Source organism: Sporichthya polymorpha DSM 43042 (assembly GCF_000384115.1).
Lineage (GTDB): Bacteria > Actinomycetota > Actinomycetes > Sporichthyales > Sporichthyaceae > Sporichthya > Sporichthya polymorpha.
Genome location: NZ_KB913029.1, coordinates 3037944 through 3058147 on the forward strand (window position 1 = coordinate 3037944; position 20204 = coordinate 3058147).

Annotated in this window: 17 protein-coding genes; 5 read left to right on the forward strand and 12 right to left on the reverse strand. The window is 71.5% G+C overall.

Annotated elements, in window-relative coordinates:
• Positions 1-10: 10 nt before the first annotated feature.
• The 6 genes from SPOPO_RS0114870 to SPOPO_RS35215 are packed head-to-tail and all read right to left on the reverse strand — an operon-like array spanning position 11 to position 7537.
• Complete coding sequence (locus SPOPO_RS0114870; RefSeq protein ID WP_019875650.1) at positions 11-1192, reverse strand: osmoprotectant NAGGN system M42 family peptidase; 1182 nt, start codon at positions 1190-1192, stop codon at positions 11-13.
• Positions 1189-2952, reverse strand: a complete 1764-nt coding sequence (ngg, locus tag SPOPO_RS0114875; RefSeq protein ID WP_019875653.1) for an N-acetylglutaminylglutamine synthetase — start codon at positions 2950-2952, stop codon at positions 1189-1191. Before ngg ends, SPOPO_RS0114870 begins: the two co-directional genes overlap by 4 nt.
• A gap of 18 nt (positions 2953-2970) precedes the next feature.
• The gene (locus SPOPO_RS0114880; protein ID WP_028984796.1) at positions 2971-4749 is read right to left on the reverse strand and encodes an N-acetylglutaminylglutamine amidotransferase; all 1779 of its coding nucleotides are present in this window, start codon (positions 4747-4749) and stop codon (positions 2971-2973) included.
• Between the two features lie 10 nt (positions 4750-4759).
• Complete coding sequence (locus tag SPOPO_RS0114885) at positions 4760-6274, reverse strand: phospho-sugar mutase (protein WP_019875655.1); 1515 nt, start codon at positions 6272-6274, stop codon at positions 4760-4762.
• A 10-nt stretch (positions 6275-6284) separates the two neighbouring features.
• Positions 6285-7091 (reverse strand): purine-nucleoside phosphorylase, encoded by an 807-nt coding sequence (locus SPOPO_RS0114890; protein ID WP_028984797.1) that lies wholly within the window; start codon positions 7089-7091, stop codon positions 6285-6287.
• Positions 7088-7537 carry a gamma-glutamylcyclotransferase family protein gene (locus SPOPO_RS35215; protein WP_019875657.1) on the reverse strand — a complete coding sequence of 150 codons (450 nt, stop codon included), beginning with the start codon at positions 7535-7537 and terminating at the stop codon, positions 7088-7090. The genes SPOPO_RS0114890 and SPOPO_RS35215 overlap by 4 nt, the downstream gene beginning before the upstream one ends.
• Positions 7538-7654: 117 nt before the next feature.
• Between SPOPO_RS35215 and SPOPO_RS0114900 the strand changes: the two genes are divergently transcribed.
• A complete protein-coding gene (locus tag SPOPO_RS0114900; RefSeq protein WP_019875658.1) occupies positions 7655-9052 on the forward strand; it encodes an NAD(P)H-quinone dehydrogenase in 1398 nt (465 codons plus the stop codon).
• On the opposite strand, the gene SPOPO_RS32885 is transcribed toward SPOPO_RS0114900, so the two are convergent.
• The gene (locus tag SPOPO_RS32885) at positions 8982-9662 is read right to left on the reverse strand and encodes a TetR/AcrR family transcriptional regulator (RefSeq protein ID WP_084671128.1); all 681 of its coding nucleotides are present in this window, start codon (positions 9660-9662) and stop codon (positions 8982-8984) included. The genes SPOPO_RS0114900 and SPOPO_RS32885 overlap by 71 nt on opposite strands.
• Before the next feature lie 52 nt (positions 9663-9714).
• On the opposite strand from SPOPO_RS32885, the gene SPOPO_RS0114910 reads away from it, so the two are divergent.
• From SPOPO_RS0114910 to SPOPO_RS0114920, 3 genes are read left to right on the forward strand one after another with little or no spacing between them, the layout of a single operon-like run.
• Positions 9715-10899: a cytochrome P450 gene (locus SPOPO_RS0114910; protein ID WP_019875660.1), complete on the forward strand. Its 1185-nt coding sequence runs from the start codon at positions 9715-9717 to the stop codon at positions 10897-10899.
• Complete coding sequence (locus SPOPO_RS0114915) at positions 10896-11798, forward strand: alpha/beta hydrolase (RefSeq protein ID WP_019875661.1); 903 nt, start codon at positions 10896-10898, stop codon at positions 11796-11798. The genes SPOPO_RS0114910 and SPOPO_RS0114915 overlap by 4 nt, the downstream gene beginning before the upstream one ends.
• Positions 11798-13267, forward strand: a complete 1470-nt coding sequence (locus SPOPO_RS0114920) for an ABC transporter substrate-binding protein (RefSeq protein ID WP_084671131.1) — start codon at positions 11798-11800, stop codon at positions 13265-13267. The genes SPOPO_RS0114915 and SPOPO_RS0114920 overlap by 1 nt, the downstream gene beginning before the upstream one ends.
• A gap of 63 nt (positions 13268-13330) precedes the next feature.
• Here SPOPO_RS0114920 and SPOPO_RS0114925 read toward each other — a convergent pair whose 3' ends face one another.
• The 5 genes from SPOPO_RS0114925 to SPOPO_RS29735 all read right to left on the reverse strand — a co-directional run bounded on the left by SPOPO_RS0114925 (position 13331) and on the right by SPOPO_RS29735 (position 18903).
• Positions 13331-14851 carry a DEAD/DEAH box helicase gene (locus tag SPOPO_RS0114925; protein ID WP_019875663.1) on the reverse strand — a complete coding sequence of 507 codons (1521 nt, stop codon included), beginning with the start codon at positions 14849-14851 and terminating at the stop codon, positions 13331-13333.
• 393 nt (positions 14852-15244) lie between these two features.
• Positions 15245-15970: an enoyl-CoA hydratase gene (locus tag SPOPO_RS0114930; RefSeq protein ID WP_019875664.1), complete on the reverse strand. Its 726-nt coding sequence runs from the start codon at positions 15968-15970 to the stop codon at positions 15245-15247.
• 33 nt (positions 15971-16003) lie between these two features.
• A complete protein-coding gene (locus SPOPO_RS0114935; RefSeq protein ID WP_019875665.1) occupies positions 16004-16516 on the reverse strand; it encodes a hypothetical protein in 513 nt (170 codons plus the stop codon).
• A gap of 46 nt (positions 16517-16562) precedes the next feature.
• Positions 16563-18323, reverse strand: a complete 1761-nt coding sequence (locus tag SPOPO_RS0114940; RefSeq protein WP_019875666.1) for an acetyl/propionyl/methylcrotonyl-CoA carboxylase subunit alpha — start codon at positions 18321-18323, stop codon at positions 16563-16565.
• 28 nt (positions 18324-18351) lie between these two features.
• Positions 18352-18903, reverse strand: a complete 552-nt coding sequence (locus SPOPO_RS29735) for a MerR family transcriptional regulator (protein ID WP_019875667.1) — start codon at positions 18901-18903, stop codon at positions 18352-18354.
• Positions 18904-18986: 83 nt separating this feature from the next.
• On the opposite strand from SPOPO_RS29735, the gene SPOPO_RS0114950 reads away from it, so the two are divergent.
• On the forward strand, positions 18987-20156 hold the full coding sequence (locus tag SPOPO_RS0114950; protein ID WP_019875668.1) for an acyl-CoA dehydrogenase family protein: 1170 nt from the start codon (positions 18987-18989) through the stop codon (positions 20154-20156).
• The last annotated feature ends 48 nt before the right edge of the window (positions 20157-20204 follow it).

Here is a 20204-nt window from a genome sequence, read left to right on the forward strand (position 1 = left end):
CCGACGGATCCTAGGCCTGGCCGCTCGACTCGACCGTGTGCTGCGCGGGGGCCGGCTGCTCCTCGCTCGGGAAGTCCTCGAGCGTGCCGAGCCGGGTGGTGTCCCAGTCGGCGAACGTGAGGTCGGACTGCAGGTACAGCGCCGTCAGCTCCGCGACGCTGCGGATCGCGCTGAGCGTCGTCCGCTCGTGGCCGTGGGTGGCGTCGGTGCCGAACCCGATCAGCGCCGCGCGCATCTCCGCCCCGGCCTCGATGGCCGCGGCGACGTCCGAGCGGTAGTGGTGGAAGACGTCGCGCCGGTGTTCGAGCCCGTGCTCGGCGCAGAGGGCGAGCAGCTTGCGGGTCAGGTGGAAGTCGAACGGACCGGTCATGTCCTGCATCGCGACGGTCACGCCCGTCTCGATCGACTCCTGGACCGGGGCGACGACGGCCGAGTCGATCGACACCATCTCGGCGACGTCCGCGTGCAGGCCGTGGCTCGCGCCGTGGCCGACCTCCTCGGCGATCGTGATCAGCAGCCGCGCCGTGACGGGGATGTCGACCTTGGCGTCGCGGACGGCCTTGAACGCTGCCAGCGCGGCCGCGACCCCGGCCTTGTCGTCGAGGTGACGGGATTTCACGTACCCGTTGGGCGTGATCTCCGGCAGTGCGTGGTGCGCGACGAAGTCGCCGACCTGGATGCCGAGTGCTGCGAGGTCCGCCTTCGAGTGGACGGGCTCGTCGACGCGGACCTCGACGTGGTCCCAGCCGACGCCCTGCGTGTCGACCTCGTCGTCGTAGGCGTGCCCGCTCGCCTTGAGCGGGAGCACCGTGCCCGAGTAGGACACCTGCGGGTCGTCGGTGAAGATCGTGACCCGCGCGCCCTCGGAGAACCGCGCGCTGTGCGTGCCGATCGGCACGACCTGCAGGCGCCCGTTCGGCTTGAGGTGGCGGACCGCCATCCCGATCGTGTCGGAGTGGACCACGACGGCGCGTGACGGCGCGTGTCGCTGGCCGCGCAAGGTCGCGAGCAGGGCGCCACGACGGGTGAGCTCGAACGGAATCTCGAGCTCGGTGAGCACCTCGCCCAGGCAGTGCATGATCTGGTCGGTGCGCCCGGTCGGGCTCGGGATCAACAGGAGCTTGAGCATCAGCTCGCGCATCCACTCGTCGTCGATCGGGAGCACCTTGGGTGTCGGCGCGGACGCCGTCATACGTCGCTCCGCGCGGGCGTCGGCACCCACGGGCCCGGGAGCGGGCGCGTTGCCGGGAACAGCAGGTCGATGAACCGCTGGGCGGTCGGCTGGGGCTCGTGGTTGGCGAGCCCGGGCCGTTCGTTGGCCTCGATCACGTGATAGTCCGGTCCGTCGACGGCAGGAACCATGAAGTCCATGCCTACCACGGGGATGTCGAGAGCCTGGCTCGCCAGCACCGCCGCCGCGGCGAGTTCCGGGTGCAACTGCGCGGTGACGTCGTGGATCGTGCCGCCGGTGTGCAGGTTCGCCGTGCGCCGCACCTGGAGCTCGACGTCGACCGGCAGGACGTCGTCGAGGTCGTAACCAGCTTCCCGCACGATCTCGACGGTCGTGTCGTCGATCGGGATGCGGGACTCGCCGCCGGTCGCGGCGGAGCGCCGCCGGCTCTGGGCCTCGATGAGCGTGCGGATCGTGTGCTCGCCGGTGCCGATGACGGCGGCGGGCTTGCGGATCGCAGCGGCGACGACCTCGTGGTCGATGACGAGCACCCGTAGGTCCTGGCCGGTCACCTGCTCCTCGAGCAGGACCTCGTTGCTGATGCGTCGCGCGGCCGCGATGGCGCGCTCGAGCTCGTCCGGGTCGGTGACGCCGACGGTGATGCCCTGACCCTGCTCGCCGCGGGCGGGCTTCACGACCACGGACCCGACCTCGGCGAGGAACTCCGCGTCGGCTGCCGTCCCGTCCGCCGCGCGGCCGCGGGGCACCGAGAGACCGGCCTGCGCGAGCACCCGGCGGGTGACGCGCTTGTCGTCGCACCGGCTCATCGCGACCGCCGTGGTCAGCTCGGACAGCGACTCCCGCGTCACGACCTTGCGGCCGCCGTGCGTCAGGCGGAGCTCACCCCACGCGGGGTCGAGCACCTCGACGTGGATGCCGCGGCGGATCGCCTCGTCGGCGACGATGCGTGCGTACGGGTTGAGCTGCGCGAGGTCCTCGGCCGGGCTGGAGGCGAACAGCCGTTCGTTGATGGGGTTCTTGCGCTTGACGCAGAAGACGGGGTGCCGGACAAAGCCGAGCTTCTCGTACAGCCGGATCGCCGGTGAGTTGTCGTGCAGCACCGAGAGGTCGACGTAGGCCGCGCCGGCGTCGGAGAGCCGGCCGGCGAGCGAGAGCACGAGGGCCTCGCCCACGCCCGGCCGCCTGCACTGCGGGTCGACGGCCAGGCACCACAGGCTCGAACCGTGCTCAGGGTCCCCGAACGCCATGCGGTGGTCGACGCCGGTGACGGTGCCGACTATCGCGCCCGCCTCGCCGCTCGCGGTGACCTCCTCGGCGAGGAGGTAGTGGAACGCCTCGTCCTCGGAGTTGGCCAGCAGCGTGGCCGGTGGGGCGGTGAGCATGCCGCACGACGCGTACAGCCGGTTGACGGCCTCCGCGTCCGCGCGACTCGACAGGGTGCGGACGCGCACGAACGCGTCCGTGGGCGGCTCCGGGTGAGAGCCCGACAGATAGAGCCGGTACGTCACCGACGGATCTATGAACAGCTCGAACGGCGCCATGCTGACGAGCACCTGAGGCTCCGTCACGTACATGCAGATGTCGCGGCGTCCGCTGGTTTCCTCCGCCAGCACGCTGAGCAGGTGTTCGTGGTCGGCGAAGGTCTGACCCAGAATCAGCCGGCCCCACCCCAGGTCCAGCGCCACGTCCGTCTTGGCGTCGGGCGAGCGCCAGGACTGCGCCTGCCACCACTCCCGGCGCTCACCGATGGAGGTCGTCATGTCGTTGTTCCCCCAGACTTACAGGCCATGGCCCTGGAGCCACAGCTCGAGGAGCCCCAGCTGCCACAGCGGGTTACCGCGCAGCGGCGTGAGATTGCCGTTCGGATCGGCGAGCAGTCGGGACACCTCCGATTCGGCGAAAAGCCCACGTTGCCGGGCGGCCGGCGCGTGGAGGGCGTCCCGCACGAGGTCCAGGTACGGCCCCTGCAGGTGCTTGAGCGCGGGCACCGGGAAGTAGCCCTTCGGACGGTCGATGACCGCGTCCGGGATGACTCGGCGACCGGCCTCCTTCAGTACGCCCTTGCCCTCCTGTGCGAGCTTGAGCTCGGGCGGGCAGGCGGCGGCGAGCTCCACGAGCTCGTGGTCGAGGAACGGGACCCGGGCCTCCAGGCCCCACGCCATCGTCATGTTGTCGACGCGCTTGACGGGGTCGTCGACGAGCATGATCTGGGAGTCGATGCGCAGCGCCTTGTCGACGGCGGTCTCGGCCCCGGGCGCGCCGAAGTGGGCGGCGACGAACTCGGTGCTGACGTCGCGGTCGAGTCGGTAGTCCGGGGACAGCGCGGCGTTGCGGGCGGCGAGGTCGCGGTCGAAGAACGCGCGCGCGTAAGTGCCGAGCTCGTCGTTCCCGGCCTCGCGCATCGGCGGGTACCAGTGGTAACCCGCGAACACCTCGTCCGCGCCCTGACCGGACTGCACGACCTTGACGTGCTTGCTTACCTCCTCGGAGAGGAGGAAGAACGCCACCGCGTCGTGGCTGACCATCGGCTCGCTCATCGCCGCGATGGCCCGCGGCAGCGCGGGCAGCATGCGCTCGGTGGCGACGCGGATCTGGTGGTGGTCCGTGCCGAACTCGCGGGCGATGACGTCGGAGTACTTGAACTCGTCGCCCTCCTCGCCGCCGGCCGCCTCGAACCCGATGCTGAACGTGGCGAGGCCGCGCTGGCCCTCCTCGGCGAGCAGGCCGACCACCAGGCTGGAGTCGAGACCACCGGAGAGCAGCACACCGACGGGGACGTCCGCGACCAGACGTCGACGCACCGAGACGCGCAGGGCCTCGAGGACCGCATCCTCCCAGTCGCGCTCGGACCAGTGCGCCTTGCTCGCGTCGCGCTCGAACGAGGGGCGCCAGTACTCGCGCTGGTTCCGGCGGCCGTCGGGTTCGATCGTCAGCATCGTCGCGGGCGGCAGCTTCGAGACGCCGGCGAGGATCGTCCGCGGCGGCGGCACGATCGAGTGGAACGTCAGGTAGTGGTGCAACGCGACCGGGTCGATGTCGGTGTCCACCCCGCCGCCGGCGAGCAGCGCCGGCAGCGTCGAGGCGAAGCGCAGGCGGCCCGGGCGCTCGGTGAGGTAGAGCGGCTTGATGCCGAGGCGGTCGCGCGCGAACAGGACGCGGCCGCTGTCGCGCTCGACGATGCAGATCGCGAACATGCCCAACAGGTGGTCGACGAAGTCGTCGCCCCACTGCCGGTAGGCCTTCGCGATGACCTCGGTGTCCGAGGTCGAGAAGAAGCGGTAGCCGGCCTGCTGCAGTTCGGCCCGCAGTTCCGGGTAGTTGTAGATGCAGCCGTTGAACGCGACCGTCAGACCGAGTTCGGGGTCGACCATCGGCTGCGCACCGGCCTCGGAGAGGTCGATGATCTGCAATCGGCGGTGACCGAGGGCGATGCGTCCGTTGGACCAGACGCCGCTGCCGTCGGGGCCACGGTCGGACATCGTCGCTGCCATCGTGGCCACGGCAGCTACGTCGGGGGAGTCGTCTTTCAGGCAGAGTTCACCGGCAAATCCACACACGCCAGGGAACCTACCCGCGTTCTGACTCCCTCATCCCGACGAGAACGTTGCACAACTCACGGCCCGCGAGCTCGAGTTGTTCCGCAAGACCTGCGCGTTCTCGGTCCGGGTGGACGGGGGGCGATTCACCGGAAACGTACAGGTAGATCTTGAGTTTCGGCTCGGTTCCACTCGGTCGGACCACCGCGGTGATCGCCCCCGCGGTCACCCGGACCCCGGTGGTCGGAGGCAGTCCGGTGCCGGGCGCGCTGAGGTTCTGGACGTCGTCGACGGGGACCCCCGCCAGGTGCCGCGGCGGCGCGTCCCGCAGTCGCCGCAGGGCCGTGCCGGCCTGCTCGGGGTCGTCGGTGCGGATCGACCGGGGTGCGGACACATGCACGCCGTAACGCTGCGCCAGCGCGTCGAGACGCTCGCCCAGCGGGACCGCGGCTGCCATCTCCGCGATCAGCAGGGCGGCGCTGATGCCGTCCTTGTCCCGGACCCCGCCGGGGTCGACGCAGTAGCCGAGCGCCTCCTCGTAGGCGTACGCGACGCCCGGCACGCGGGCCAGCCACTTGAACCCGGTCAGCGTGCGAACGCAACGCCGGCCGTGCGCGGCGGCGATGCGGTCCAGCAGGGGTGAGGAGACGATCGTCGTCGCGAGGACGCCGTCGGGCGGGATCCGCCCGGAGCTCAGCAGGTGCTCCGCGAGCAGCGCACCGACCTCGTCGCCAGTGAGTGCCCGGTAGCCGTCGCCGTCGCGGATCATCACCGCGCAGCGGTCGCCGTCGGGGTCGTGCGCGAGGACGAGGTCCGCGTCCACCCGCGCGGCCGTCGCCGCGGCCAGGTCGAGCGCCCCGGGCTCCTCCGGATTGGGGAAGGCGACGGTCGGGAAGTCCGGGTCCGGCGCGGCCTGCTCGGCGACCTCGGCGTAGGGGGCGAAGCCGGCCCGCTCCCAGGCCTGGCGGAACGTCGCGCCCGCGACCCCGTGCAGCGGCGTGTACGCGACGCGGGGCGAGGTCCGCGGCGCGTCGGCCGGCACCAGCGACACGGTCCGGGCGAGGTAGGCCTCGACGAGGTCCTCGCGCACGAGCTCGCCCGGCGCGTCGGAGCGCGGGACGTCGGCCGGGGCCGCGGCGATCGCGGCCTCCATCGCGGCGTCGGCCGGCGGGGCGATCTGGGAACCATCGGCGAGGTAGACCTTGTAACCGTTGTCGGACGCGGGGTTGTGCGAGGCCGTGATCATCACCCCGGCCGCGGCCGCGAGCTGCCGGACGGCGAACGCGAGCACCGGGGTCGGGAGCTCGCGGGGCATCAGCAGGGTCGGCCGGCCGGCGGCGCGGAGGACCGCGGCGGCCTCAGCGGCGAAGCGCGCCGACCCGTGCCGGGCGTCGAAGCCGACGACGACCGGGCCCAGAATCTGATTCTCCGTCAGGTAAGTGGCGAGGCCGTAGCTCGCCCGAGCGACGAGCGCGGTGTTGAACTGTCCCGGGCCGTCGCCCATCGGCGCGCGCAGACCAGCGGTGCCGAACCGGACGTCGGACATCGGGACTTCCCTACGCCGGCCAGTGCGTCAGGGTCTCGGCCAGCAGCGCGGCGAGCTCGTCCGCCGCTGCGCGACCCGCGTCGAGGACGTCGGCGTGGTCGAGGGCCGGCCCCGTCCCCGCCGCCGCGTTTGTCACCAGCGACAGGCCGAGCACGTCGAGCCCGGCCTCGCGGGCGGCGATCGTCTCCAGCGCCGTCGACATGCCGACGAGGTCGGCGCCGAGGATCCCCGCCATCCGAACCTCGGCCGGGGTCTCGTACTGCGGCCCGGCGAACTGCGCGTAGACGCCCTCCGGCAGGGCGGGCCGGATCGCGCGGGCGTGTGCGCGCAGCGTGGGGGAGTACGCGTCGGTGAGGTCGACGAACCGTGCCCCGCGCAGCGGCGAGGCGCCGGTGAGGTTGAGGTGGTCGGCGATCAGCACCGGGGTCCCGGGCGGCCACTCCGGGCGCAGGCCGCCGGCGGCGTTGGTGAGCACGACCGCTCGGGCGCCGGCCGCGGCCGCCGTCCGGACACTGTGCACCACCGCGACCGGGTCGCGGTGCTCGTAGTAATGAGTGCGGCCGGCGAGGACGAGAACCCGATGAGGCCCGGCGTCGAGGACGTGGACGCGGCCGAGATGCCCGGCCGCCGTGGGCGGGGCGAAGCCGGGGAGGTCGGCCACAGGGATGCCGTCGTCGGCTCCGCCGAGGGCGGCCACGACCCCGTTCCAGCCCGAGCCGAGAACGACGGCGAGGTCGACCGGGCCGGTGCGCCCGCGCAGCTGCTCCGCGGCCGCCGCGGCGAGCGCGTAGGGGTCGGCGTCGGGAGCTGTGCTCACGGGTCGGAGCGGCAGGGCCGCTCGCGGAGCCACTTCACGTAGTCGTCGGGGGCGCCGGCGCGCTCGGCCGCGTCCGCGATGTGGCCGATCAGCCGGGCGGAGGGCAGGCCGCCCTCGTAGCCGTCCACGACGTAGATCCAGGCCAGCTCGTCGCCGTCCATGGTCGCGACCCGGACGCGGATCTTCCGGTAGAACCCGATCGCGGTGCCCTCCCAGCCGTCGAGCTCCTGCTCGTCCGCGGGGGTGACGTCGTACAGGGCGACGAAGACCTGGTGCCCGGGGTCCTCGACGACCGTCGTGCGTGCGCCGTCGCCAGGCAGCTCCTCGCCGCCGAACGTCAGGCGCCAGTTGACCAGCCAACCGGTACCCCGCTGCGGCGAGTGCGGCGCGATGAGCGCCATCAACGCCGGGTCGAGGTTCTTGCCGTAGGCGGCGTACAGGGCCATGGGTGGTCAGCTTAGGGCGGCGCGACGCCGCTTTCCGGCAGGTCGGGGCGCAAGTCACAACGGGTCGGCGAGGCGCGGGTTCGGGTCGGGGAGCGCCGCGGGGGAGAATGAAGCCCTATGACACGCATCGTGGTGCTCGGCGGCGGTCCCGGCGGGTACGAGGCGGCCCTGGTGGCCGCGCAGCTGGGAGCCGAGATCACCGTTGTGGATTCCGACGGGATCGGCGGGTCGGCCGTGCTCACCGACTGCGTGCCGTCCAAGACCCTGATCGCGACGGCCGAGGCCGCCTGGAACGCCGCGGAGTCCCGCCGGCTGGGCGTCAAGCTCCGCGCGTCGGGTGAGGAGTTGGGCCCGTCGGCGTTCGGCGTCGACCTCTCGCGGGTGAACAACCGCGTGAAGGCGCTGGCCCAGGCGCAGTCGGTGGACATCCACAACCGCCTGGTCACGGCCGGGGTGCGCGTGCTGGCCGGCCGGGGCCGCCTGCTCTCGCCCGACGCCGTGCTCGCCGAGTGCCACGACGGCACCGAGGAGGAGCTGCCGGCCGACGGGATCCTCGTCGCCACCGGCGCGCGGCCACGCGTCCTGCCCGACGCGATGCCCGACGGCGAGCGGATCCTCACCTGGACCCAGGTCTACGGCCTCTCCGAGCTCCCCGAGCACCTGATCGTCGTCGGGTCCGGCGTCACCGGTGCCGAGTTCGCGAGCGCCTACAACTTCGGCACGAACGTCACGCTCGTGTCCTCACGCGACCGCGTGCTGCCCGGTGAGGACGCGGACGCCGCGAGCGTCCTCGAGAACGCCTTCCGCCGGCGCGGCATGAACATCCGCAGCCAATCGCGGGCCAAGCGCGTGACGCGCGAGGGCGACGTCGTGCACGTCGAGCTGTCCGACGGCGAGGTGATCACCGGCTCGCACGTGCTGATGGCGGTCGGGTCCGTGCCCAACACCGAGTACATCGGGCTGGAGGAGGCCGGCGTCCGCCTCAACTCCGGCGGCTTCGTCGAGGTCGACCGCGTCTCGCGCACCTCGGTGCGCGGCATCTACGCCGCGGGGGATTGCACCGGTGTGCTCATGCTCGCCTCGGTCGCGGCGCACCAGGGCCGCATCGCGATGCAGCACGCGCTGGGCGACGCCGTCCGCCCGCTGAACCTCAATGCGGTTGCGGCGAACGTGTTCACCGAGCCGGAGATCGCGACCGTCGGCGTCTCGCAGGACGACGTCGACCGCGGGGACGTGCCCGCGCGCACCGTCATGCTGCCGCTGGGGACGAACGCCCGGGCCAAGATGCAGGGTGTGCGCGACGGCTTCGTGAAGCTGTTCTGCCTGCCGGGGACGGGAATCATCATCGGCGGGGTCGTCGTCGCACCGCGCGCCAGCGAACTGATCTTCCCGGTCGCACTCGCCGTCGACGCCCAGCTCTCCGCGGACCAGCTCGCCCACGCGTTCACGGTCTACCCGTCGATGACCGGCTCGATCGCCGAGGCCGGGCGGCTGTTGCACCTGCCGCCGGCGTGACGGCGGGTCCGGAGGGATCCGGTCGGTAACGGGCCGCCAATCGCTGCCGCCAGCGGCGGATGGCCCCGGCGAAGTCGTAGTTCTCGGAGTCGATGGTCCAGCGGAAGCAGATTCCCAGTCCGTAACTGACGATCTGCTCAGCCTCCTGCACCGGGTCCAGACCGGGATCGATCTCGCCGTCGCGCTGGCCCTCGGTGAGGTGCTGCACCAGAGCAGCCTCGTAGTCCACCATCCAGCCCGCGTACCACTCCCGAACCGACGGGATGCCGCCCACTCCTTCGAAGATGAGCACGCAGAACGCCTTGGCCAGGTCGCGGTCCAGCTCCAGGAGTGTGACGGCGTGGTCGAGATGCCCGAGGACCCAGGCCAGGCCCGTCAACTGGTGGTCGGGAAGCAGCCGTTGCTTGATCTCGGAGTCGAACAGGGACTGCAGCAGGCCTTCCTTCGAGCCGTACCGGACGCTCACCATCGACCGGCTGTAACCCGCCCGTTCACCGATCTCCACGGCGGTGGTGCGTTCAAAACCTTGCTCGGCGATCAATTCCACACAGGCCGCGAGCAGGCGCTGGGCGGATTCGGCCCGTCGCTCGGCGTGCGAACGTCGACTCACCGTACCTCAATCAGTTGCTAGTACGCTTACAAATAAACTACCGTCCACCGGCATGACGCTGGAATCCCCGATCGTGCCGGACGGCGTGGCGGACTACGACCACACCGCGCCGGAGTTCCTCTCCCGCATGAGTGAGATAGGGGCTCGTCTGCGAGCGACGTGCCCGTTGGCGCGCGGATCGCGTTTCGGGGGGTTCTGGGTCGTGACGCGGTACGAGGACGTCGCCCGGGTGCTGCGCGACCAGCACACGTTCAGTTCTCGGGACGGTGTCGTTCTTCCCGGCCTGGACGGCGCAGCGCGTGCACTGCCCCAGGAATCTGAGGCCCCCGCGCACACGCGCTATCGCGCCGCCTTCCTACGCCATCTCGACAAGCGAGCCGTGGCCCGCCATGAAGCGGCGATCCGTGCGACCACCGCCGCCCTGTTCGATAGGATGGCCGACCAGGCCGAGCCGGATCTGGTCGCCGGCGTCGCTGTGCCTTTGCCGCTGATCGTCTCCGCCCGGGTCCTCGGCCTTCCGCCCGAGGACGAGATCCCGTTGCGCGCAGTCTTCGCGGACACCGTCGCCGCCATGAGCGCCGGTGATCCGGCAGCTCTGGCCGAGGTCCTGCCGCGGTTTGCCGGATTCCTCGGGGAGCGGCTGCAGGCGAAGGCGATCGCTGCGGACGTCGATCTGATGACCACGATCGCCGCCCCGACCAACGGCTTCACGCCTGACGAGCAGATCGCGCTCTGCATCGGATTCATCCTGGCCGGCCAGGACACCACGGCCATGGCCATCGCCAATCTCCTGTTGCTGGTGGGTACCGACGACCAGTTGCGCGCCGACCTGGTCGCGCGCCCGGACCTCCGTGCGGGCGCGATCGAGGAGAGCCTGCGGCTGTTCAGTCCGCTGCAGCATTTGGCGCGCACGGTCTCTACCGAGATCGAGCTCCACGATCGGATATTGGCGCCCGGTGATCGGATCGTGGTCAATCTCGGGGCTGCCAACGCCGACCCGGACCAGTTCCCGGCCGCCGACCTCCTCGACCCGGTGCGCGCACCGAACCGGCACCTCGCATTCGGAGTTGGAGCGCATCACTGTGCTGGGATCCACCTGGCCCGTCTGGAGCTGCGGGCCGTGCTCGACGCCTTCTGCGACCGCATGCCTCATCACTCGGTGATCGGAACCCGGTCGTTGCAGATGGGCACGATCTACGGGCCCACCCAACTGCGAGCAGTGGCGGGTCCGGCATGAGCGCCGCGGAGCGGGCGAAGGTCCGGGAGCGGTGGCGGATCCTGGTGGAGGCGCTCGCACCGCCGGCGGGAATTCCGGAGTACCGGGCCGGCTACGACCAACTCCTCGGCTCCTTCCCGATTCCCGAGGGCACCACGATCGAGCAGGCCGACGCGGGCGGGGTGCCGGCAATCCTCGTCAGTGCGCCTCACGTCGGCGGCGACCGCATCGTGCTGTGGTTGCACTCCGGCGGATTCGTTTTCGGCTCGGCGCTGGGTTACCGGTTCTTCGCCGCCGCCCTGTCCGCGGCGGCGGACGGTGCCGTGCTGCTGGTCGACTACCGCCTTGCGCCGGAACATCCCTTTCCGGCGGCGCTCGACGACGCTCGGGCGGCCTACCGATGGCTGCTCGACCAGGGCTGGCCACCGGAGCGACTGGTGGTCGCGGGGGACTCGGCCGGCGGCGGGCTCGCCCTGAGCGTCCTGCTCGCGTTGAAGGACACGGCATCGCCGTTGCCGGCCGGGGCCGTCGTGGTGTCGCCGATGGCCGATCTGACGCTGTCGGGTGAGTCGGTGCGGACGAAGGCGGATCTCGACCCCCTCGCGTCGGAACAGATGCTCGCCGCCCTCTGTGGGCTCTACGCGGGCGCCGAACGACGGGACTCGCGCTACCTGTCGCCGGCGCTGGCCGACCTGTCCGGCTTGCCGCCGCTCCTGGTTCTCGTCGGCTCCGACGAGGTGTTGTACGACGACGCGGTCCGGATCGTCCAGCACGCCCGCGCCAGCGGCGGGGCCGCTGACTTGATCGTGGGGGAGGGGCAGGCCCACGTGTGGCCGCTCTTTCACCAGGTCCTGTCGGAAGGTCAGGAGGCGCTCGACGAGATCGGGGCGTTCGTGCGAGCCCGAACGGTTGGGCGCTGATGGCTCGGCGTGCAGGCGGTCGTGGGTGGTGGCCGCTGCGCAAGCTCGCACCGGGCGTGGTGAGCCTGGCCCTCGCGGCCGGCTGCGGAAGCCATCTGACGGAGGAGGAATTGGCAGCCGCCCAGGGCGCGCTCACCAACCCCACCTCGGTGGCCGTTCCGAATGAGGTGCCCACCAGCCTTGCCGGGGTCGACACGGTCGGGACCGGCCCGGCGCGCCCGGGCCCCGCCCTCAACCCGGTCGGCGCCCCTCCGGACGGTCGACCGGCGGGGCCGCGCGCGACACCCGACCGTAACGGTGCCGGCCGGCCGGTCGCCCCCGGTGCCGGGACGGCAATCGTCGATCGGACATCGGTCGGCCCGCGCGACGAGATCGTGATGTGCTCGTTCGGGAACTCCACCGGCGTCCTCGGTGCGGTCTCCGGGCCGGCGCCGGCGGCCAATGCGGCCTGGGCGTCCTACACCAATGCCAGGGGCGGCCTGGCTGGGCACCGCGTCCGCATGATCATCGCTGACACCGGTGGCGCCGCGGCCAACGCGCAGGCGATCGCGCAGCGATGCGTGGAGCAGGAGCGCGCAGTCGCGATCTTCAACGAGTACACGTTCGGCGAGATCGACGGCGCGCTGCCGTACCTGAAAGCGAAGAAGGTCCCGGTGATCGGGTCGATTGGGGCGGCGCTCGCCAGCGACCACAACATCATGGTGTTCAACCCTTTGAACGGCGCGGACGTCGGCAACGCGTGGGGGTTCCTGAACACGATCATCGCCCAGACCGACAAACGGAAGTTGGCTGTCCTGTACTGCCAGGAGGCCGCCACGTGCGCGCAGCAGGTGGTCAGCTTCGGCAAGCTGTTGCCTTACAAGGGGCTGGAGATCGTCTACAAGGCGCAGGTCTCGCTGGTCCAGCCGGACTACACGGCACAGCTCTTGCAGGCCCGCAACGCGGGAGCCGAGATCATGGTGCTGCTGCTGGACAGCGCGAGCGTGGGCCGCGTCGCCCGGAATGCTGCTCAGCAGAACTACGCCCCGGTTCTGGCCGGCAGTTACAACCTCGGCATCCAGGCCACCCTCGACCAGGGTCCCGTGCTCAACGGGCTGATCCTGGCCAGTCGGACCCCGGCCTACTCCACGTCGCCCCTGCTCAGGGACTACCGGGACGCGATGGCGCGCTACCAGCCGGGCAAGCCTCTCGGTGACGTCGGCGCCGGAGCGTTCGTCTCTGGTGCCCTGCTGGAGAGGTACGCCTCGGCCTTCCTGGCCAAGACGTCGGTCACGAGCCAGGATCTGCTTGACCTGCTGTATTCACTGAAGAACGAGAAACTCGGCGGGCTCCTGCCCGGCATCACCTTCGCCCCCAGCGACGACCGGACGCAGACGAACCGATGTATCGCGCCCGTCCGGCTGGACAACGGTGCGTTCGTCCAGCGCGGTGGGTTCGTCTGTGCGCCCGACTGGCGGCCGGGAACCTGAAACCGGATCAGTCGGGCGCACGCATTCTGCTCGAACGTCGTCAGCCGGGTGCTGCCGCGAAGTTCACCCCGCGGCGCGCATCGGGCGCCGCGGGCGACCACCCGTCGCCCGGCGAGGCGGACGACCGCCACCACGCGGCGAGCTCTTCGGCTTCTCCGACGGCACCAGGGTGACGACGGGGATCGGCGTGCCCGACGTCCCGACCGCGACCACCTCGGGGTGACCCGGCGTCACGTCGTGACGCGTCGCGGTGATGCCGGCCTTGCGGTGCAGGTTCTCGACCTCGCGACGCTGCGCACGCTCGACGAGCGAGAGCACGGTGCCGGTGGTCCCGGCGCGCGCGGTGCGACCCGAGCGGTGCAGGTAGGCCTTCTCGTCGACCGGCGGGTCGAAGTGCACGACCAGGTCGACGTCGTCGACGTGGATGCCGCGCGCGGCAACGTCGGTGGCGACGAGGACCCGACGCGAACCGTTGGCGAAGGCGTCGAGCGCGCGCTGCCGCTGGTTCTGGTTGAGGTTGCCGTGGATCGCGCCGGCGGCGACGCCCTCGGCCTCGAGCTGACGGGCGAGCCGGTCCGCGCCGTGCTTGGTGCGGACGAAGAACAGCGTCCGCGCCGGGCGGGCGGCGATCTCCGCGGCGATCTTGACCTTGTCCTCGGAGTTCAGGTGGAACGCGAGGTGGTCCATCGTCTCGACCGGCGAGCTCGCCGACGCGACCGCGTGCACGGCCGGGTCCGGCAGGTACTCGCGGACGAGTCGGCCGACAGCCTTGTCCAGCGTCGCCGAGAAGAGCAGGCGCTGCCCGCCCTCCGGCGTCAGGCCGAGGATGCGGCGGACGTCGGGCAGGAAGCCCATGTCGGCCATGTGGTCGGCCTCGTCGAGGACGGTGATCTCGATGTCGCCGAGGGAGACCGCGCGGCGCTCGACGAGGTCGAGCAGCCGGCCCGGCGTCGCGACGACGACGTCGACACCGCCGCGCAGCGTTGCGATCTGACGGCTGATCGGGGCACCGCCGTAGACCATCGCGACGCTGAGGTCGACGGTGTGGCCGAAGGCGACGAGGTTGTCCGCGACCTGGCGCGCAAGCTCGCGCGTCGGGACGAGGACGAGGCCCCGCGGCGTGCGGCCCTTGCGGGAACGGTTCGGGGACGCCGTCGCGGCGAGGCGCGCCAACATCGGCAGGCCGAACGCCAGCGTCTTGCCCGAGCCGGTCGCGGCCCGGCCGAGGACGTCACGACCGGCGAGCGCGTCCGGGAGGGCGCGGGACTGGATCGCGAACGGCGCGTCGATACCGCGGCGGCTCAGGGCGAGCACCATCGGCTTCGGGAGCCCGAGCTCGGCGAACGTGCGGGTGGGGGGCTCGGGCGCCGCGAGCGCCTCGTCGAGCTTGAGATCGAGGTCCGACTTGACCGGCGCAGGCGCCGGCCGCGGGGTCCGCGGCGAGCTGCTGCGGGGCTTCGAGCCGCGCGGGTCGCTGCTGCGGGAGTCGCTGCGGGGGTTGCCGTACGAGCTCTTGCTGTGACCGGCGGTGCGGGCGTGCGGGGCGCGCCGGGGCGCGCGGGAATTCGAGGCGTGCTGTGACAAGGGTGAGAACTCTCCGTTCGGGTCCAAGCGGACCCGTTTCGGCCACGAGGCACGCTCGAGGCACTCCGGAGAACGGGGAACCACACGTGCCGAGCTTTCGCTGCTCGCGGCGGCGGGCGGCTCGCCCGCGTAAGACGTCGGCGACGAAATGCAGCCGACCTGAGCTGAGCTTATCAGCGCAACCACCCCGTCCCCGACCAGATCGGGGTGCCGCTGGTCACGGGGAGACCGGGAATGCGCATTTGTTCGCCCCGAGAGTGGGGGTGGGAGGGCGTCAACGAGGCATGCCGAACGTTACGGATGAGGCACCCGCAGCGCACCAGCCGCCCCACGAGTTGCAATTGGGATGCCTGGTTCACCCACCGGCGCGCTCGAAGATGTCGGCTCGCCGCGTCAGACGCCGCGGAAGGCGGGGGCGCGCTTCTCGGTGCGGGCGGTGCGGGCCTCGACGAGGTCCTCGCTGGACCAGCACCGGTCGAAGGCGGCGACGAGGTCGGGCTCGGGGACCGGGGCGGCGAGGGCGTTCAGGACCTGCTTGTTGTACGAGATCGTCAGGGGGGCGAGGGCGGCGAGCTCCTGCGCCCAGGCGACAGCGGCGTCGAGGTCGCCCTCCCGGTCGGCGAGGCCGTGGTCCAGAGCCTCGGTCGCCGTGAGCTGCTCGCACGCGAGGAGGAGGCGCCGGGCCGGGCCGCCGCCGGCGAGGTCGGCGATGCGGCGGATCGTCCACGGGTCGACGGCGAGGGCGAGCTTCGCGGTCGGGATCGCGAACACCGCAGCGGGGGCGACGACGCGGAGGTCGGCCGCGATCGCGAGCTGCGTGCCGCCGCCGATCGCCGGACCGTTGACCGCCGCGACGACGGGCACCGGCGCGTTCGTGACGGCCTGCAGCATCCCGTAGAGCGAGGCGCGGAAGTCGCCGGTGTAGACCTCGCCGAAGTCGGCGCCGGAGCAGAAGCTCGAGCCCGTGCCGGTGAGCACCAGCGCGCGGGCACCGGCGGCGACGGCGTCGGTCACCGCGGCCGTCAACCGGTCGCACACCTCGATGTTGAGGGCGTTCCGCTTGTCGGGGCGGTGAATGGTCACGACGGTGACCCGGTCGTGGGTCGTGCTCTCGATCAAGCGGGGCTCCTCGAAACTCACAGCCGGGGGCGTTCAGGTGTACGCGACCCGCACGGTCTTCACCGAGTCGCCGGTCCCGCTCGCGGAGCGGGTCCCGGAGTGCAGTCGGCCGGAGACCTTCATCGTCGCCCGTTGGTCTCCGAGACAGGACCACGGGACGTGGATGTCGACGCGGTCCCGGGTGTCGTCCCAGGTCGAGACGAACTCCGCGCACGTCCGCGCCGGCTTCTTGCCCGAGCGGTCCCGGGTCACCAGGTAGACCTGCTTGCCGCCCTTGGTGCGGGTGGTCGAGACGCGGAAGACCTGCTCCGACCGCGGGAAGGTCAGGGTGAACCCGACGGTGGCCGTGCGCAGCTTGAGGTCGCGCACGGACAGCCGCGCGGAGAACCCGTCGGCGTCGCTGACGTACCGCGCCCCCGTCAGGTCCACGAAGGCCGGGAGATGACTCTCCGAGCCCTCGGAGACCAGGACCGTGTCGGCGCCGGCGGACGAGGTGACGAGCAGCCCGACCGCCAGGCTGCCGGCGACGACCGGCAGCCCGAGCACGGCCGGCAGCGACCTGCTGGGCCGGGGGAGCGGCCGGGCGATGACCTCAGTCCTTGATCTCGCAGAGCACCGATCCGCTGGTCACGGTGGCGCCGACCTCGGCGGAGAGCCCGGTGACCGTGCCGGCCTTGTGCGCGTTGAGCGGCTGCTCCATCTTCATCGCCTCGAGGACGACGATGAGGTCGCCCTCGGCGACCGTCTGGCCCTCCTCGACGGCGACCTTGACGATCGTGCCCTGCATCGGCGAGGTGAGCGAGTCGCCCGACGCCGCGGCGCCGGCCTTCTTGCCCCCGGCCTTGCGGGCCTTCTTGGCCGGGCCTGCACCGGCGGCCGGGCCGGCCGCGGCGAGACCCGCGGGCAGCACGACCTCGAGGCGACGGCCGCCGACCTCGACGGTGACGCTCTGGCGCTCCTCGGCCTCGGGGGCCTCGGCGCCGGCGCCCGCGTACGGGGTCAGCTGGTTGTCGTACTCGGTCTCGATCCAGCGGGTGTGGACCGTGAACGCGTTGCCGTCGGTCGGCGCGAACGCCGGGTCGGAGACGACCGAGAGGTGGAACGGGATCACCGTCGGCATGCCGTCGACGACGAACTCGGACAGCGCCCGGCGCGAACGCTCCAGCGCCTGCTGCCGGGTCGCGCCGGTGACGATGAGCTTCGCGACCAGCGAGTCGAACATCCCGGGGATGGTCTCGCCGACCTCGTAGCCGGAGTCCAGGCGGATGCCCGGGCCGGACGGCGGCTTCCACGCGGTCAGGGTGCCGGGGGCCGGGAGGAAGTTGCGCCCGCCGTCCTCGGCGTTGATGCGGAACTCGATCGAGTGGCCGCGGATCTCGGGGTCGTCGTAGCCGAGCGCCTCGCCGTCCGCGATGCGGAACATCTCGCGGACGAGGTCGATGCCGGTGACCTCCTCGGACACGCAGTGCTCGACCTGCAGGCGGGTGTTGACCTCGAGGAAGGAGATCGTGCCGTCCTGGCCGACGAGGAACTCGCAGGTGCCGGCTCCGACGTAGCCCGCCTCCTTGAGGATGGCCTTCGAGGAGCGGTAGAGCTCATCGACCTGAGCCTGCGTCAGGTAGGGCGCGGGCGCCTCCTCCACCAGCTTCTGGTGGCGACGCTGCAGCGAGCAGTCACGGGTCGAGACGACGACGACGTTGCCGTGCGAGTCGGCGAGGCACTGGGTCTCGACGTGACGCGGACGGTCCAGGTAGCGCTCGACGAAGCACTCGCCGCGGCCGAAGGCGGCGACCGCCTCGCGGACCGCCGACTCGTAGAGCTCGGGGACCTCTTCGAGGGTGCGGGCGACCTTGAGGCCGCGACCGCCACCACCGAAGGCGGCCTTGATCGCGATCGGGAGGCCGTGCTCCTTCGCGAAGGCGACGACCTCGTCGGCGCCCGAGACCGGGTCCGGGGTGCCGGCGACCAGCGGGGCGCCCGCCTTCTGCGCGATGTGGCGCGCCTTGACCTTGTCGCCGAGGCCGACGATCGCGGACGGCGGCGGACCGATCCAGGTCAGCCCGGCGTCGATCACCGCCTGGGCGAAGTCGGCGTTCTCGGCGAGGAAGCCGTAGCCGGGGTGGACCGCGTCGGCGCCGGACTTGCGTGCGGCGTCGAGGATCTTGTCGATCACCAGGTAGCTGTCACCCGGGGTCGACCCCCCGAGGGCGAAGGCCTCGTCGGCCACCCGGACGTGCAACGCGTCCCGGTCGGGCTCGGCGTAGACCGCCACGCTCCCGATCCCGGCGTCCTTGCACGCACGTGCCACGCGCACAGCGATCTCGCCGCGGTTGGCGATCAGAACCTTCTGCACCGTCGTTCCTCCTCAGACCGGACGGAGTCTATTGAGCGCCCCGGGGACGTCCGCGCGACGGTCGGCGCTGACCGTCCGAACGACCGTGCGATTGAGCGTGTGAGCGGGCCTGCGAGTGCTTCTGCGCCGGAGTCCGAGGTCGACCTTCCCCGGAATCGTCGCTGTGACCCGTGCGGCCGGAGAGGCGGGCGAGGTCCGCCCGGACCTTGGCCTCGACGCGGTCGAGTTCCTCCAGGCTCTCCTCGATGTCGCGGCGGCGTGCCTCGAGGTCGACGCGCCGGGCGTCGAGTTGTTCGAGCAGGTAATGGAGCTGGCCGACCTCGCCGGGCTCGGCGTCGTACATGTCGATGATCGTGCGGATCTCGTCGAGCGACATGCCGAGCCGGCGGCCGCGGAGGATCAGCTTCAGGCGCACCCGGTCGCGGCTGCGGAAGACCCGCGAGGTGCCGCGGCGCTCGGGGGAGATCAGGCCGAGGTCCTCGTAGAAGCGGATCGTGCGCAACGTCACGTCGAACTCGGCCGCGAGTTCCGTGATCGTCCACTCCCGCCCGGGGGAGAGCTCTTGCGCCGCCTCACTCACGCCGCTTACGTTAACGTAAGCGTCAGCTGCTCCGCCAGCCCGAACTCCGTCCGCCTTTCCGGTGACCCGAGGTGATCCGCCCCATGTCCTTCGCCCTTTCCGAGGACCACGAGTCGTTCCGCAAGGTCGTCCGCGACTTCGCCGAGAAGGCGCTCGCGCCGAACATCGAGCGCTGGGAGGCCGAGGGCAAGGGCCTGCCCACCGAGGCCGTTCAGGGGATGGCCGAGCTCGGTCTGTTCGGGCTGACGGCCGAGGAGGAGTACGGGGGTGCCGGCGCCGATCTGACGACGCTCTGCGTCGCGATCGAGGAGATCGGCCGCGTCGACCAGTCGCTGGGGATCACGCTCGAGGCCGCGGTCGGGCTCGGCATCAACCCGATCGCGACGTACGGCACCGCCGAGCAGAAGGCGCAGTGGCTGCCCGACCTCGTCGCGGGTCGCGCGCTCGCGGGCTTCGGCCTGACCGAGCCGGAGGCCGGCTCCGACGCCGGCGGCACCCGGACGAAGGCCGTGCTCACCGACGGCGAGTGGGTCATCGACGGCTCCAAGGCCTTCATCACGAACTCCGGCCACGAGATGACCTCCGTCGTCACCGTGACCGCACGCACCGGCACGACGGCCGACGGCAACGCCGAGATCTCGGCGATCATGGTGCCGACGAACACGCCCGGCTTCACGGCCGAGCCGGCGTACCGGAAGCTCGGCTGGCACCTGTCGGACACGCATCCGCTGACCTACGACAACGTCCGCGTTCCCGAGGCCAACCTGCTCGGGGAGCGGGGCCGTGGCTTCGCCCAGTTCCTCAACATCCTCGACGACGGCCGCATCGCGATCTCCGCGCTCGCCGTCGGTCTCGCGCAGGCTTGTCTCGACCACTCGGTGGCCTACGCCCTGGAGCGCAAGGCGTTCGGCCAGCCGATCGGCAAGAAGCAGGGCGTCGCGTTCCAGCTCGCGGACCTGCAGGTCGCCGTCGAGGCCTCCCGGCTGCTCACCTACAAGGCCGCGTGGCTCAAGGACTCCGGCCGGCCGGTTCAGGAGGTCAAGCAGGCCGCCTCGATCGCGAAGCTCTACTCCAGCGAGGCCGCGGTCAGCGCCACCCGCACCGCCGCTCAGATCTTCGGGGGCTACGGCTTCATGGAGGAGTACCCGATCGCGCGCTTCTACCGGGACGCGAAGATCCTGGAGATCGGCGAGGGCACCTCCGAGGTCCAGCGCATCCTGATCAGCCGCGGCCTCGGCCTCCCGGTCGAGTAACCCGGCGCACCCGCCCGACCCGTTCGCTGCCGGCGAGATCGAAGGACC

Bases quoted from the DNA above. Each gene is read 5' to 3' on its own strand.
- SPOPO_RS35215 (WP_019875657.1), bottom strand. From the start codon at position 7,537: ATGGCCCTGTACGCCGCCTACGGCAAGAACCTCGACCCGGCGTTGATG.
- SPOPO_RS0114885 (WP_019875655.1), bottom strand. From the start codon at position 6,274: ATGTCCGACGTCCGGTTCGGCACCGCTGGTCTGCGCGCGCCGATGGGC.
- SPOPO_RS0114900 (WP_019875658.1), top strand. From the start codon at position 7,655: ATGACACGCATCGTGGTGCTCGGCGGCGGTCCCGGCGGGTACGAGGCG.
- SPOPO_RS0114915 (WP_019875661.1), top strand. From the start codon at position 10,896: ATGAGCGCCGCGGAGCGGGCGAAGGTCCGGGAGCGGTGGCGGATCCTG.
- SPOPO_RS0114870 (WP_019875650.1), bottom strand. From the start codon at position 1,192: ATGACGGCGTCCGCGCCGACACCCAAGGTGCTCCCGATCGACGACGAG.
- SPOPO_RS0114950 (WP_019875668.1), top strand. From the start codon at position 18,987: ATGTCCTTCGCCCTTTCCGAGGACCACGAGTCGTTCCGCAAGGTCGTC.
- SPOPO_RS0114910 (WP_019875660.1), top strand. From the start codon at position 9,715: ATGACGCTGGAATCCCCGATCGTGCCGGACGGCGTGGCGGACTACGAC.
- ngg (WP_019875653.1), bottom strand. From the start codon at position 2,952: ATGACGACCTCCATCGGTGAGCGCCGGGAGTGGTGGCAGGCGCAGTCC.
- SPOPO_RS0114920 (WP_084671131.1), top strand. From the start codon at position 11,798: ATGGCTCGGCGTGCAGGCGGTCGTGGGTGGTGGCCGCTGCGCAAGCTC.